The sequence below is a fragment of the Cerasicoccus arenae genome, assembly GCF_014651635.1.
In the GTDB taxonomy this organism is placed as follows: Bacteria; Verrucomicrobiota; Verrucomicrobiia; order Opitutales; family Cerasicoccaceae; genus Cerasicoccus; species Cerasicoccus arenae.
On the sequence record NZ_BMXG01000008.1, the window covers coordinates 122,762 to 137,331 of the forward strand.

Annotated in this window: 14 protein-coding genes; 3 read left to right on the forward strand and 11 right to left on the reverse strand. The window is 52.8% G+C overall.

Going from position 1 to position 14,570, the window contains the following annotated elements; all coding sequences use genetic code 11:
- The first annotated feature begins 309 nt into the window (after positions 1-309).
- Positions 310-2,355, forward strand: coding sequence for a (E)-4-hydroxy-3-methylbut-2-enyl-diphosphate synthase (gene ispG, locus IE065_RS08200; RefSeq protein ID WP_189513769.1), 2,046 nt, complete (start codon positions 310-312; stop codon positions 2,353-2,355).
- Between the two features lie 391 nt (positions 2,356-2,746).
- On the opposite strand, the gene IE065_RS08205 is transcribed toward ispG, so the two are convergent.
- Positions 2,747-3,121, reverse strand: coding sequence for an NADH-quinone oxidoreductase subunit A (locus IE065_RS08205; protein WP_189513772.1), 375 nt, complete (start codon positions 3,119-3,121; stop codon positions 2,747-2,749).
- Between the two features lie 93 nt (positions 3,122-3,214).
- On the opposite strand from IE065_RS08205, the gene tmk reads away from it, so the two are divergent.
- On the forward strand, positions 3,215-3,856 hold the full coding sequence (tmk, locus tag IE065_RS08210) for a dTMP kinase (RefSeq protein ID WP_189513775.1): 642 nt from the start codon (positions 3,215-3,217) through the stop codon (positions 3,854-3,856).
- A gap of 27 nt (positions 3,857-3,883) precedes the next feature.
- Here tmk and IE065_RS08215 read toward each other — a convergent pair whose 3' ends face one another.
- The 8 genes from IE065_RS08215 to IE065_RS18265 form a co-directional block, all read right to left on the reverse strand.
- Positions 3,884-4,897: a calcium/sodium antiporter gene (locus IE065_RS08215; protein WP_189513778.1), complete on the reverse strand. Its 1,014-nt coding sequence runs from the start codon at positions 4,895-4,897 to the stop codon at positions 3,884-3,886.
- Between the two features lie 158 nt (positions 4,898-5,055).
- A complete protein-coding gene (locus IE065_RS08220; RefSeq protein WP_189513780.1) occupies positions 5,056-6,213 on the reverse strand; it encodes a cysteine desulfurase family protein in 1,158 nt (385 codons plus the stop codon).
- Positions 6,214-6,996: a Cell division protein CpoB gene (locus IE065_RS08225; RefSeq protein WP_189513783.1), complete on the reverse strand. Its 783-nt coding sequence runs from the start codon at positions 6,994-6,996 to the stop codon at positions 6,214-6,216. It abuts the gene before it with no gap.
- An 81-nt stretch (positions 6,997-7,077) separates the two neighbouring features.
- Positions 7,078-9,366: a monovalent cation:proton antiporter family protein gene (locus IE065_RS08230; protein WP_189513786.1), complete on the reverse strand. Its 2,289-nt coding sequence runs from the start codon at positions 9,364-9,366 to the stop codon at positions 7,078-7,080.
- A 464-nt stretch (positions 9,367-9,830) separates the two neighbouring features.
- Positions 9,831-10,157 carry a thioredoxin gene (gene trxA, locus IE065_RS08235; RefSeq protein ID WP_189513789.1) on the reverse strand — a complete coding sequence of 109 codons (327 nt, stop codon included), beginning with the start codon at positions 10,155-10,157 and terminating at the stop codon, positions 9,831-9,833.
- A 161-nt stretch (positions 10,158-10,318) separates the two neighbouring features.
- The gene (locus IE065_RS08240; protein ID WP_189513792.1) at positions 10,319-11,113 is read right to left on the reverse strand and encodes an enoyl-ACP reductase FabI; all 795 of its coding nucleotides are present in this window, start codon (positions 11,111-11,113) and stop codon (positions 10,319-10,321) included.
- Between the two features lie 10 nt (positions 11,114-11,123).
- Complete coding sequence (locus tag IE065_RS08245) at positions 11,124-11,543, reverse strand: ATP-binding protein (RefSeq protein ID WP_189513795.1); 420 nt, start codon at positions 11,541-11,543, stop codon at positions 11,124-11,126.
- Between the two features lie 39 nt (positions 11,544-11,582).
- Positions 11,583-12,752 carry a fused response regulator/phosphatase gene (locus tag IE065_RS18265; protein WP_189513798.1) on the reverse strand — a complete coding sequence of 390 codons (1,170 nt, stop codon included), beginning with the start codon at positions 12,750-12,752 and terminating at the stop codon, positions 11,583-11,585.
- 319 nt (positions 12,753-13,071) lie between these two features.
- Here IE065_RS18265 and IE065_RS08255 point away from each other — a divergent pair, with 319 nt between their 5' ends.
- The gene (locus IE065_RS08255; RefSeq protein ID WP_189513800.1) at positions 13,072-13,437 is read left to right on the forward strand and encodes a hypothetical protein; all 366 of its coding nucleotides are present in this window, start codon (positions 13,072-13,074) and stop codon (positions 13,435-13,437) included.
- 68 nt (positions 13,438-13,505) lie between these two features.
- On the opposite strand, the gene trxC is transcribed toward IE065_RS08255, so the two are convergent.
- The gene (gene trxC / locus IE065_RS08260) at positions 13,506-13,961 is read right to left on the reverse strand and encodes a thioredoxin TrxC (RefSeq protein WP_189513802.1); all 456 of its coding nucleotides are present in this window, start codon (positions 13,959-13,961) and stop codon (positions 13,506-13,508) included.
- 81 nt (positions 13,962-14,042) lie between these two features.
- The gene (locus tag IE065_RS08265) at positions 14,043-14,543 is read right to left on the reverse strand and encodes an NYN domain-containing protein (protein WP_189513804.1); all 501 of its coding nucleotides are present in this window, start codon (positions 14,541-14,543) and stop codon (positions 14,043-14,045) included.
- Between the last annotated feature and the right edge of the window lie 27 nt (positions 14,544-14,570).

A 14,570-nucleotide genomic window follows, 5' to 3' on the forward strand; every position in this document is an offset into this window, starting at 1 on the left:
TCGCTTCTACAAATGTAAAAAGATCAATGCTGGCGACTTTGCTCTGGGAGGCTCCTCTCTGGCCGCAAACAGAGTTCGATAGATTATTTTATGTAAGCGCCTTCCCAACCCAGACAATCGTCCTCGAATCTGACTGAGGAAGTATTGTCAGTGGCGAATCTTCAGTAAATGAAGTACCGCCGGAGAGTTGACGAATACTGGTTATTGCCCCCCCCTGACGATTTCCAAAATCGTTCGAGGAAGTCCTTGCCTTTCCGTTTGTAATTTTGCTGGAAGGCTGTTCTAGTGGCGCATTTGAATTTGTCCAATATGCAGCCCTATTGCCATTCACGTTTCAAAGCAGTTCGTCGCGTCACGCGCGAAGTGATGGTTGGTCCCGTCGGTGTCGGCGGCAACAACCCGATCCGCACCCAATCCATGACTACCAGCCTGACGCCCGACGTCGAGGCCACCGTCAAGCAATGCATTCGCCTCGCCGAAGCTGGTTGTGAAATCGTCCGGATCACTGCGCCCAATAAAGCCGCTGCCGAGGCCCTTGGCCCAATCCGCAAGCAGTTCTCAGCCGCGGGTTTTGCCAACGTCCCGCTGGTCGCCGACATTCACTTCCTGCCCAGCGCTGCAATGGTCGCCGTGGAGCACGTGGAGAAGATCCGCGTCAACCCGGGCAACTACGCCGACAAGAAGAAATTTGCCGTTCTCGAATACACGGACAAAGCCTACGAGGAAGAGATGGAGCGCCTCCACGAATCCTTTACGCCGCTCGTCCTGCGCGCTAAGGAACTTGGTCGCGCCCTACGTATTGGCACCAATCATGGCAGCCTCTCAGACCGCATCATGAACCGCTATGGCGACACGCCGATGGGCATGGTCGAGTCCGCACTGGAGTTCATCCGCATCGCCGAAAGCCACAATTTCCACAACATCATCCTGTCGATGAAGGCCAGCAACCCGAAGGTCATGATTCAGGCCTACCGGATGGTCGTCGATAAAATGAATGACGAGGGCATGAACTACCCGCTCCACCTCGGCGTGACCGAGGCAGGCGAAGGCGAAGACGCCCGCATCAAGAGTGCAGTCGGCATTGGTGCCCTGCTCTATGATGGCCTTGGCGACACTATCCGTGTCTCGCTGACCGAAGACCCATGGTTTGAAGTGCCCGTCTGCCAAGAACTTGTTAAACGCGCGCATGCCCACTGGGAACAGTCCGCTACTCTGCCCGACACCAAACGCCACGAAGACCACGCCAGCTTTTACGAATACAAGCGCCGCGAAATCATTGATCTCTCGTTCGGCGAAGACGCCCCCTTGGGTCCGCTCCAGCCACCACGTGTCATCACAACCGCAGGACGACCGCTCAGCGAGCATGCGCAGATCATTAAGGATGTACTTAACGTCAATCGCAAGTTCAAGGACGCCAAGGTCGAAGGCCTGTTGATCCGCGTCGAAAACGACGACGACCTGCCGCACTTGGCACAATTGCAAAAAGTCCTCTCGCCCACGATTGAGGCCATCGTGGTGGAGTGCAGTCAAAACGTTTCCCCGCAAGCATTGGAGGACTTCAACTGGAGCGATCAGCTCCGTTGGATGTTTGTCTGCAATTTCAAGGAAGACTGCCTCAAGCACGCTCACGAATGGGCCGTAAAGCACAACTTCCTCCTCGCACTGGACACAAGCGCACATCAAGTGCTTGAGTGGAAAGACACCATCCAGGAACTCGGTGACGAACACTTCGTTTTCACCCGCACTGGCGTGCCAGAAGACACCCACCCGACTGGTGCCTATCGCGCCTTGGGAGACGCGCTCAAAGAAATCGGCTCCAAGTCCCCTCTCTGGATTCGCGTCACCCCGGCAATGCAAGTGCTGGAAGAAACAGGATTCGGCAACCAGCTCATCGAAGCGTCCATGGTCGCGGGCAGCTTATTTGTTGACGGCCTCGGCGACTTGATTTCCATCGAAAACGTTGACCAATTTGACCAGCGCACCGCCCTCGCCTACAACCTCCTCCAAGGTGCCCGCATGCGTGCTACGAAGACGGAGTTTGTCGCCTGCCCAAGCTGCGGCCGTACATTGTTCGACCTTCAGGAGGTCACCCAGCGCATCAAGAGTCGCACGGGCCACCTGAAGGGCGTCACGATCGCCGTCATGGGCTGCATCGTCAACGGCCCCGGCGAGATGGCCGACGCCGACTTCGGCTACGTCGGCGGCGCGCCAAACAAGATCAATCTCTACGTCGGCAAGGAGTGCGTGAAGTTCAACATCCCTGAAGCCGAATCCCTCGACCGCCTCGTCGACCTCATTTCCGAGCACGGCAAATGGGTCGAGCCGGAGGTCATCGCCGAGACAGCAGAAGTATAGCGATAGCTACTGGAGGAGACCCATGAATGCTTGCCCGGTTTGTAATCGTAATCTCCAATATGCGAAATCTTTGTTTACGCATAATAGCAAAGATTATTGTAGCCAAGATTGCCTAAGTAAAATCACTGGCGAAGCTTCACTCAGTAGTCAGTCAGCAGGATTTCGCGAAGACTCCGCAAAAACGAAGTATCTTTTACACATGCTATGCGGCATCGCTATTTCCCTGGCAGGCGTTGCGTGGCTGATATTTACAATACTAAACCCAGCCAACCAGGGAAATTGGCGACTATTTATTCCAATAGTCGGCGGAGTTATCTATTTTGGCAAATCGCTGGAAAAATACCGGCGATATTGATGGGGCATGAGTGAAGGAAAAATTCCTTCACTCAACTTACCGCTCCCACTCGAGGCCTTTTTTCTTCATCTCATAGACGAGGCCCAACGTCAGGACGCCAAGGAAGAAAAAGATCGGCCAAACGCTCAAAATACCGACAGACAAGAGTTCGCGGTAAATCAGCACCCACGGAATCATGAACACCATCTCGATGTCGAAGAGGATGAAGAGCATCGCCACGACATAGAACTTCACGCTGAACTTCGGGTGTGGCTTGCTTTCTTCGAGCATGCCGCACTCGTAAGCAGAGTCCGAGGCGTAGTTGCCGCGGGCGCGCTGTCCAAAGATATGGCTCGCAATCAAGATCGCCGCAGCAATCACGGCGGCCAGCAGTAGCTGAATCATTACGGGCAGGTAATCTACCAATTCCATACGTGAAAGCAAAGCGACTGACGCGGGCAACGCAAGCGGCTTTTACGCCGATTTCAGTTGTGACGAACTCTCTCAGATGTTTTCTTTCCATACATGTCTGATACTGGCGGAATCCTGATCTCCTTTGAAGGCTCGGAAGGCAGCGGCAAAAGCACCCAAATCGCCCGACTTGCAAAACATCTCGAACTAGCCGGACGCGAGGTCCTGCGCACACGTGAACCCGGAGGCACAGCCTTGGGTGAACAAATCCGCCACCTGCTCAAACACGCCGATGCTGGTTTTGGCATGTGTCCAGAAGCCGAGTTACTACTTTTTGCCGCTAGTCGCGCCCAGCTCGTCCGCGAGGTCATCCTTCCAGCCTTGGATGCTGGCAAAGTGATCCTCTGCGACCGTTTCCTGGACTCGACCACCGTCTATCAGGGCGTTGCCCGTCAGCTCTCTGAAGACCCGGTTCAGGCGATCAATGGCTTCGCTGTGGGCAGTGCAATGCCGCACCTCACGATCGTTGTCGACGTGCCAGCAGAGGTTGGTATGGAGCGCATCCAGAAGCGTGCTAGCGATTTGCCGGATCGCATGGAGCAGGAAAATATCGAATTCTATCAGCGAGTCCGCCAAGGCTATCTGCTTCTGGCCGATCAAATGCCTGAGCGTTTTTTCGTGGTTGATGGAACACTCGATATCGACTCTGTCGGTGAATTAATTTGGGCCGAGATCAACGAACACTTCTTTGCCTGATCCGCTCCGTATGGACGCACACTTAGTCTAGATACCGGGCAGAATTTTGCCCATCTGAGAAGCCGAAGACAGCGCAATGATCACAAAATAAAGGATCACTAGGAAACCGCCTTCCAGCCGCGTCACTTTACGCTCAGTATAAAAGGCAAACCACAACAGCAGCGTCAGCAGCACCATCGATGGAAATTCAATGACGAACAAACGGCGTTCGACTTGCAGCGGGTAAAAGGTCGAAACCGAGCCGCCAATGAGCAGCATATTGAAAATATTACTGCCCACAATGTTACCGGCAATAATGTCGCTCTGCTTACGCAAAGCCGCCGCAACCGACGCCGCCAGCTCCGGCAAGCTAGTGCCAAGCGCGACAAGCGTCAGGCCAATGAGCACCTGACTAACCCCCATTCGCGTTGCGATCTGCACCGAACTGCCCACGAGAAATTCTGCCCCCAAGGCCAGAAATACTGCGCCAATCAAGACAAAGCTCAGACATTTTGCAACGGACGTGATCGGGTCCTTCAGTTCCTCGGTCAGTTCCTCATTCTCAGTCGGGCCGGAACGTTTCGCCTGAAAAACCATAAAAAAGAGATAGCCCGCAGTTCCAGCCAGCAAGAGTAAGCCTTCCAAGCGCCCAATTTCCCCAGCAGCGAGGAATCCGCCCATGCTCATCAGCGTAAACATCACCGTGACAATGACCAGCAGCGGCACCTCTTGCTTGATCAAACGGTTCTGAATCGTAATGGGGTAAATCAACGCAGCAATCCCAAGGATGAGGCCTGCATTGCCCAAATTACTGCCGACAATATTGCCAATTGCCAGCCCGCTATTGCCACCTTTTGCCGCAATGAACGCCGTGATCATTTCGGGCATCGACGTCGAAATCGATACGATCGTCAGACCAACCACAACCGGATTTATCTTGAGTAATAGCGCCAGACTAGCGGCACCGCGCGCCAACCAATCACCTCCCAAACATAGTAGTACAAGACCAACTATCAGGAAGAAGGAAAGTAACAGTATGGAGAATGACTCGTAGGCAATCACTAGATAGATGACTAATAAACTAGAAGCGGAGAATCAAGGGGGCGTCAGAATCAATTGCAAGCGGAATGCGTAGCAAGTTAATTGGCATTACAAAAAGGAATGACATACATACGGCTTTATCCACAGGAAGTAAAATGATTTCCGTCAGGCTAACTTTGCTAAAGCTTGATTACAAGTGGGTTGCCGTCACCACCGTCCATCCCTGGAAGCAATTCTACAAGTGCAGCAGCCAGGGAATTCCACGCCTCCCAATTCGTGCTCGGCAATGCAGAAATACGGATCGTTCGGCGCGCTTCTTCGGCAGTTACACCCATCGCAGCCAATACGTGTGAGGGGCCGTCCTTGCCAGTGGCGCAAGCAGAACCCGTGGAGACCAGAAAACCGCGCTGATCAAGCCTCCGCACCCAACGTGTGTTTTCGCCAACTGGTAGGCACAAACTACTCGTGTTGGACAAGCGTGCCTCTCCAGCACCCCAGATTTTCAAGTCAGAGATCGCCTTGCTCAATAAAGCCTCAAATCGGTCTCGGGCATCGCCGTTGTCTGCCTGTACCCCGACACGTTGTGCCTCACTCGCCTGTAAGGCGGCGACCATGGACGCGATTGATGGGTAATTTTCCGTTCCAGCCCGGTGATCATTCTCCTGCGCCCCACCCCGTTGACCGCAAAAACCAGAAAGTCCCGAAGAAACCAACAGAAACCCCGTCCCTTTGGGCCCGCCGAACTTATGTCCACAGGCGGTGACAAAATCAGCACTGGCCAACCCTTCAAGTGCTTCCTTGCCCACCCACTGAGTCGCGTCAATGTGGAGCGTCGCCCGATACTGACGACAAACCTCAATTGCCTCCTGCCAAGGCTGGATCACGCCCGTTTCATTATTCGCCGCCATCAGGGAGACCAGCCCCCCCCCCCTTTTTTCAAGCAGCTCGACCAGCGATTTCATTGAAACACACCCCGATTTTTCTACCGGCAAAATCACCAATTGCCCCCCCACACAGTTAGCCCGTGCGTTTTCTAAAACACTGGGATGCTCGATTGCCGATACGATAACCCGGCTTTCAGGAGAAATCCGCCGCCAATAAGCAAGCACGTCGCGGTTCCCCTCTGTCGCGCCAGAATTAAACACCACGGACTCTGCTGTCGCGCCAAACAAAGCCGCAAGTTCCGCTCGGGCATTCTCCAGAAGCACATGCACACGTGCCGACGCACGCGACGGGCTGGACGGGTTGTGCCAATGCTGGTCTGTCGCCTCCAGCCATGCCGCCCGCGCTTCTGGGCAAAGTGGCGTGGTGGCGTTGGCGTCGAAGTAATGGCTCACCTACTCCGGGATTTTAAGGTTTTGCCCGACCTGGAGCGCATTGGGGTTGGGCAGCAGATCACGATTGGCCTGAAAGATGTCCTGCCAACGGCCCGATTCGCCATAGACCTTTGTGCTAATGCGCGTTAAGGTATCCCCTGTCACGACCGTGTATTGCCGGGTAGTCCCATTAGCGGGTGAGCGCTGTGTGCTGTTAGTAGCCGTATTGGTCGGTGTTCGCTGAGTCGTTGTTGAGCCAGACCGTTGCGAAGGGCTGTAGGCAACGCGGCTTGCGGCATCCTGCCCAGACCCAGCCTGCGATGCGACACTCTGCCGCAAGGTCGCTAGCTGCCGCTTAAGGTCTTGATTTTCCTCTCGGACAGCCTCCAGCATTTCCAGTAAATCCAGTCGATCCATTGCTGAATCGTAAGGTTGGCCAGGAAGCTGTCGGGCAAAGTCTTTGCGAGCGCTCTCAATCATCTGCTTAGCCTTCTCTGCCTCGGGTGTCGCTGGCTCAAGCTCGATGTAACGCCGTAGATGGTAGATTGAGGCCACAGGATCGCCGATGTGCTGTTGATAGAGAATACCTGCCTCCAAATGCGATTCTGGTGCGTCTGGGCGTTTCTCGATCACTTTCAGGAATGCAGACAGCGCTTCTCCCTGACGACCTTCGCGAAGTAGGCGCTGCCCACGTTGGAAGTGCTTTTCATCGGTTTCGTTCACCACGCCGCCGCTCTGGGAATCGCACCCCGTCCAAAAGATACAGATAGCCAAAAATGTAAGAATCAACCCGCAACGACTCATAGGGAGTTTCTGCCAGATGCACCCGCCTACAGGCAAGCAGGGAATGCATTCTTCCAAAGTCTCCTGCGTTCAAGATAGACTCTAGCCCTCTGCTGATTCCAGCTTCTGAATCGCGCTGGCCTCGCCAATGACATACAAGACGTCGGACGCGTGGATAATCTCCTCAGACGCCGGACTAGTGATACGCCGCTCTCCGCGCTGGATGCCCAGCACCGTCACGCCGTGCTTTTGGCGCAGATCAGCACTCGCCAGCGTTTCATCTACCAACTTGGACTCGCGGGAAATATAGAGCTTTTCAATCCGCAAGCTGGGCGCTGCATGGCTAATGATTGGCGAGCTGCCTGCAGCGGTTAACAAACGCCGGGCCTCCTGGGTTTGCCGGTTACTGCCGAAAACATACCAGTGATCGCCAGGGAAGATAATTTCGTCAGGATCGATGTCGTAGAGTACTTGTCCGGCGCGAGCGAGCGCAACAGCACTAGCGCCCGTAGTCGGGCGCAACGCAGTTCCGCGGAGCGTTGTACCGCAGCACATCGCCCCCGGCGGCACCGTAATTTCCTCCACCGCAACAGGCCAAGGATAGCGTTTTTCAATTTCCTCCAAAGTGCTCTCGCGGCGGCTTGATTCCTCATCAACCACGCGCTGATTAAAGCTCTCCATAAAGAGATACTCCAGTTGGCTGTTGAACCGAATAATCCGTTTCCAGAAAAAGAGTGCGCTCGCCACAATCAGCAAAAGAAAGCCTGCTAGCGCAGTGCCCGATGGCAAATACTGCGCGGCAGCTGATAGGTAAAAACCACCCATTAGAAGGGAGACCGCCAACACGATAATCCCATTAAAAATATTGCGCACGCGTCCACGGATGAAGGACCGCGTCGCGCCCGTCGACAACAGCGAGTCGAGCACCATCATCACAGTCGCATTCAAATTACGAATCATCGCCGTGATAAAAGGCAGGCTGAGGGCACCCGCCGCCAGCCACACCGCCAACCCAAGGCCCATCGCCAAAGATGGGTCCGACACTCGAGCTTTCACTTGGCCATTGCCTACATATGCAATCAGCACGAAGGCATTGAGCAGCAAGAAATTTAGCAGGATCTGCAGCAGAGGCCTTTTGATCAGCTTCAGCAATATCGCACGTTCCGCACGTGTGCCGATATGGTCCAGTAAATTGCGGTAGAATTCGCCGACGGTTGATAAACCACTGGGCATACGGCGGGCCAACCAAGCATGCAGTGGGTCAGCCTTCTTTGCCAAAATAATACTTCCGCCTGTGCTCAAGACGGATACGCCAACCGCGATCGACATCAGCGAATCATCCGTCACACCTAGCTGTTGACCAAGTGCCGCAATAATAAACGAGAATTCACCGATCTGCGATTTCACCGTGGCAGCGCGCAAGGCCGTATCCGTCCGTTGGCCAGTCAAAAAGAACCCCAACCAGACGGAGATGACCTTCAGCGGCTGCATCGCGAGCGTCAGTAGGATGATGACCAAGCCGTTGTCATATAAGGTCTCGGGGTCTATCAGCATGCCAGCAGACACAAAGAACACCGCGCAAAAAATGTTTCGCAGAGGCTCAGTTGTGTGCTCAATGTCTTCAGTCAGCTTTGACTGCGAAAGAATGGATCCCGCCAAAAATGCCCCCAATGCAACTGAAAGGCCCCAGAGCTCTGCGAGGTAGCATAGGCCAAGCATCAGTGCGACGACACAAATAGTCACCAGCTCTTTATTACCATGGCTCTCCAACGCATTGAGCAGTCGCGGCGCAAACAGCTTGCCCACGAAGTAAAAGAACACAACGAACAGGCAGATCAAAAAAGTCACGCCTCCAACCGCCGTCCAGTTCAAGTTGCCCGTCACCGCGACCCCGGAAAGGATGACCAACAGCGCAATTGCCAAAATGTCTTCCAGAATCAGCACTCCAACGGCAAGCTGAGCATGTGGCTTCTGAAAACGCCCGAGATCTTTGAGGATCGCCACCGTTACCATTGATGAACTAATCGCCAAAATCGAGCCCAAGAACAGCCCCTGAACGACTCCCCAGCCCAATAATGGTGCTGCCTGAGACCCAATAAAGAGCATCAGCACTGTTTGGAAAATGATCGCAAGGAGCGCTGGCCCCAGCACGGCACGCAGTCGCCTCAAATCGAATTCCAGCCCCAAAGAAAACATCAAAAAGACGACCCCAAGCTCACTCAGAGCCTGAATGGTCTTCAAATCGTGCACCGGAGACTGTGTCCACAAGTTCGGCCCAACAAGGAAACCGCTCAGCAGATACCCCAGAAACACAGGCAGCTTCAGGCGTTTGAAGAGCAAGGTCACCCCGGCGGCGCACATCAGCACAATCGCCAAGTCGTTAATTAACACAGGTGCGTGGCTCTCCAAACTCACTCGCAATAAAGTGCGCTTCCGCGGGAAAACGCGCAACTGTGAAACTGCAAAACGTCATCAAATGACGAATACAGTCACACTATAAATAAAATGCCGCTCTCCCTACCCCTAGGGAGAGCGGCTTCTCGTATATTCCCCAATAATCTCTAGAATGAACTAGAGAAAGTAATGTGATCAATCGTTACAGTTAGGCGATAACACCCATGAGGCAAGTTGGAAAACATCCATTTTTTAAACTATTTTAACAAATGCATGCTCATGTAATTCTTATACAATTTCCGCTAACGGATATACCAAAGGGCTTGAATTAAAACCGCCGTTTGTATCGCCATTAAATCACTGCCCCAAATATGAAACAGCAATAATGGCAAAATTGCGCCCGTAGTACCGAATAGGAAAACACAACTGACGAGCCAATCATTGGCCGTCCATGAACCAAATCATAGATCGGCAGAGTCGATCCAATCGAGCATCGCCTGTTTTGGCTTAGCTCCAATCAACATGTCGACTTTTTCACCGTTGCGAAGCGCAACAAAGGTCGGAGCACCGCGGATGCCGAACTTTGCGGCTAGATCAGGCTCAGCAGAGGCATCCACCTTGACGATCTTCACTTGGTCTGCGCGTTCCGCCGCAATTTCGTCCAACACTGGCTCCATCGCCTTGCACGGCATGCACCATGGTGAGAAGAAGTCGATAACGACCAGCTGCGACGCCTGTTCGACTTCGGTTGCATAGGTATCTTTGGTTACGATGGTCAGTGCACTCATATTAGAATTCTTAAAAAAATGGTTATCCTTCGCCTATTGAGTAATCAAACCCGCAAAAGCGACTAAGTTATCACTGATTGAGCAATTCCTTGGCCAGTGCAAGTTGAATTGGCAATTTAGGGCCGCAACGAGTCCTTAGAATTCTAGCTAATCAGTCCAAATCAAAGCTTTGTCGCCGCGCTTACGACAGACTTTTCAAAATAGTTTAGATCCATCCCTTGATTGACCACAATGCTCTGCGCATTAATGCCGCTGCTTGCTGGGCTGAGGAGAAATACCGCCGCGTTGGCGACCTCCTGAGTCGTGATTGCCTTTCCGCGCAAAGTCAGCTTCTCGGCAAAAAGATAATTTTCTAAGTAACCTGGAATACCAGCGCTCGCGCTTGTCTTCAGCGGGCCTGCGTTGACGGTATTAAAACGCACCTGCGTGTCGGCGCTAAAGGACTTCGCTAGAAAGCGGGATGAACTCTCCAAGGCAGCCTTTATCGGCGACATATAACCGTAGTTTTCCGCGAGCACTTGGCTGGAAATACCGATGGCTACTACCGAGGCGTCAGGCTTGAGCAGCGGCTTAAAAGCGCGAGAAATCTCCACCAGCGAAAAGCTAGAGATTGCCGTGGCCTGGAGGAAGTCTGCACGCTCGGTTTCATGAAAAGGTCGTATGCCCGCACTGTAATTGGCGTAAGCAATGGCATGCACAATTCCGTCAAATGCCCCCCCCCCTTTCAGCGATTCTGCCAGTGCGGTAATTTCGTCTTCACGCTCGACGTCACAAATATGCATTGGCCGGTCCCCCATCAGCTTGGCGAGCGAGCCGCGCCGCGCTTCAGAGCGAACACTGTAGACAACTTCAGCGCCCTCGCGCTCAAGCGTTTGGCCAATGGCCCAAGCAACGCTTTTTCGGTTGGCGACGCCAAAAATCAAGTAGCGCCGGTTAGCAAAATCAAGGAATGACATAGGAGAGAATTTAATCAGGCAGCTCGACGTTTTTCTTTCTCATGGTGAGCCGATTGTAGCCTTCCATGCGTTGATAATCGAGCTCATCCATCATCTGCTTGAGAAAGAAAATGCCCAAGCCTCCGATCTCGCGGTCTTCTATAGATGTCTCCAAGTCCGGATCTTTGGAATCGGTGAGAGGATTGAACGCCTTCCCGTTATCCACCATGGTCGCGACAATCATTTCGCCGTCACGATGTATCTCTAGGTAAATATCGTGCTCGGTAACATCCTCAAACCCATAGGATATGATGTTTGTCAGAATCTCATCCAGACACAGGTTGAAGGCATGGATGATGGCGGGATTGACATCATTTTCGTCCCCAAAAGTCTCGAGGTTCTGAGCGAGTGTCTCAAGTTCCGAAAGTTCGTTGCGATAGGAAAAGCGCATTAGGGTAAAATATCGACCTACGATGTTGATAGTTAACGCTTATTTAAAGATCACCTCGACCAAGGAGTAATCGTCCTCAAAGGCATCCCGGCCTTGTTGTTCTCGTACCCAGTCAACCATCGCGTCGACCTTGGTTGCGCCACTCGGTGCCACAGCCTCAAGTTGAACTGCAAATTCGTCATCGGTCATCATGCCGCGACCATCCGGGTAATCTACTTCGTAAACGCCGTCACTAAAGACATACAGCTTGTCGCCAGACTGGATAGTCACGCTGTCATTGCTGAAAATCGTGCCCGGCATGCCACCAACAATCATGCCTGGTGTTGCCAAGCGTTGAAGTGGTGCACCGTCGCGGATAAGCACCGAGGCCGGGTGTCCACCTGAACTGTAAACCAGCTCCCGAGTGGTCTTATTATAGACCCCATACCACATCGTGAAGTACATGTCGTTGTGCTTCTCCATATCGAAGGCTTCATTGAGCCCACTCAAAACTGCACCAGGATCATGAAAATCCACCCCGCGCAACGACTGCGAACGCATCACATTAATCGCCGACACCGAATGCAGAGCAGCACCCACGCCATGGCCACACACATCCAGCAGGTAGATTGCAAAATGCTCATCATCCAGCCAATGATAGCCAAAAGTGTCACCAGCCAGATCTGTTGAGGCAATGAAGACCCAATCTGTCTTAACGATGTCGTCCTCGTGCTTTTCGGGGAACAAAGATTGCACGTAACGGGCGGCTTCATCCAGCTCAGCTTGTAATGCGGCCTGAGCGGCGTTTCGCTCTAATAGACGAATGTAGCCGGTCGAGTGATAACGGATGCGGGCGATTACCTCAAGCTTGTCTGGCAGCTTGACCATGTAGTCGTTGGCACCCAATTCAAAGGCCTTCTTCTTCGTCTCTGGATCTTCCTTGGAAGAGAGCACAATGATCGGCACGTCCTTAAGCTGTGGCTTGGCGCGGTAAAACTTGACCAATGTCAGGCCATCAACATCGGGCATTACGAGATCTTGGAGGATGACTGTCGGCTGGATGCTCACTGCAGCCTCGATTGCCTTCATCGGCTCAGTAATCGAGTGAAATTCGATGCCAGGCTCGTCGGCCAACATACGGCGCACAGCCTCACAAACCATGCCCTGGTCATCGACCATCAACACTTTAATTTTAAAATCCTGTTTCGCGGCTTCGAGGGCTTCACTCATAGTAAATAGTAGCGCCAACATAGCGAGCGGCGACGCCAGCACAAGCGTTCAGTCAGAAAATGAGCATATAAAAAGCTGAATTACTCCTCCGCCAATGAGCAAAAATACACTGCCAGTAGTCAGAAGGCCTCAATGGCATAGATAGTGCTCCTAACCCCCATATTTCGTAAAACTGACCACTCAATTGACTACATTTAGGGCAAATCCTTCGGTTTTAACGCTTTCTTGACCAAAAACAATTTGACGAATCGCCGTTTTCATATGATTGTATGCCTCAACGGCGTCTCGCCTGAGAGACTAACGCAAAATAACTAAGATCATGCCAGCAACACTCGACACACCTAAAGCCCGTCAGGCTCCCAAGGCCAAGACGTCCCCGAAGCTCGCCGACCTCATTGACCGCATTGACGACCTTGGTGAATGGCCAATCACCAAATGTGATGAAGCCAACGTGCCGCTGAATATCGTGATCAGTGAGCCAGATGAGTTCAATGCCCGTTGGACCCTCCTCGCAGACAATTTTAAACCACGTAGTGCCACGATTGACATCGAGACCTACGAGGTGGAAGCCGATAATAAAGAAGACCTGCTCGCGCTCGTTAACGAGATCATTCTCCCGCTTTACCGCGCCGCAGTCCATCAGCTCGAAAACAAGGGCACCTGCTTCTTCTGGAGCAAAGGCTAAACGAATTTCAGGTGTGTGTGTTATTTTGGGCGGCGTGCTTCGTAATGGGGCACGCCGTTTTTTTGCGTTTAATCGAGCTTCGACATTTCTTCTCGCAGCCACTCCTGAAATTGATGCTTGGGCAACGCGCCCGCCATTTGCGCGACTAGTTTTCCTTGATAGAACAACATGAGTGTTGGAATCGAGCGAATCTGAAAACGCGCCGCCGTCTGCTGATTGGCCTCCGTATCCAGCTTGAGAAAGATTGCCTCGGTGGACATCTCTGCGGCCACTTCACTAAAGGTCGGCGCGAAGTTGAGACACGGGCCGCACCACGGTGCCCAGCAATCCACCACCACTGGCAAGCTACTTTTCTCAAGGATACGGCTAATACTTTGGTCAGTGGCGTTAATCGGCTGACCAGTCACCAGCGGGTTCCGGCATTTGCCGCAAACGGGGTTATCGCTCAACTTTTCCGAAGGTACACGATTAATAGCGCTGCAACTTGGGCAGACGATTTGCAATGAAGATGTGTTTTCTGACATAAATTTGAGTTTTCCAGCTTGGTTCATCGAGTCTCGGAAGCCAATCCGATAATGGCGCTCCAACCTTCCTGTGATTACAGCTTACTTCAGCCCGTCCAGCGCATCCCAAGGGTTGGATTCCTTCCAGGCGAGACGGACGGCTTTTTGTTTTTGAGTAATCGTTTGCCGGCTACGCCCTTCACAACGCTTTATCCAATCCGCCAGTTCTTCTGGCCGAATCGCAAACCCGCCAGAGGCCCGAATCGATTCAGCAATCAGATTATCCCGACTTACGACTGTGCAAGTTCCGGGTATTTTCGCATTCTTCACAATTTGCTCGATCAGACCATCGGCTGAAAGGTCAGACGGCGAGTAAAGCACCGCGAAAGTGCGAATCTCACCCGGGTATTGGACATCAACCATCGCCCCACGCCCATCGAAGACAGTCGTCACTCGATAGTTGTCGATGTCATGAATCACGCGTACCGCCTCCACCAATTGGTCACAGGTTCCCGCCGGGTCTCGTTTAAAGCGGACGGCAAAATCAGGCCATTGGTGGATGACATTATACCCGTCAATCAAGAGATGGTTTTGCCCCGCCATTTGCCCTACGTTTCCTATTCGGAAGGA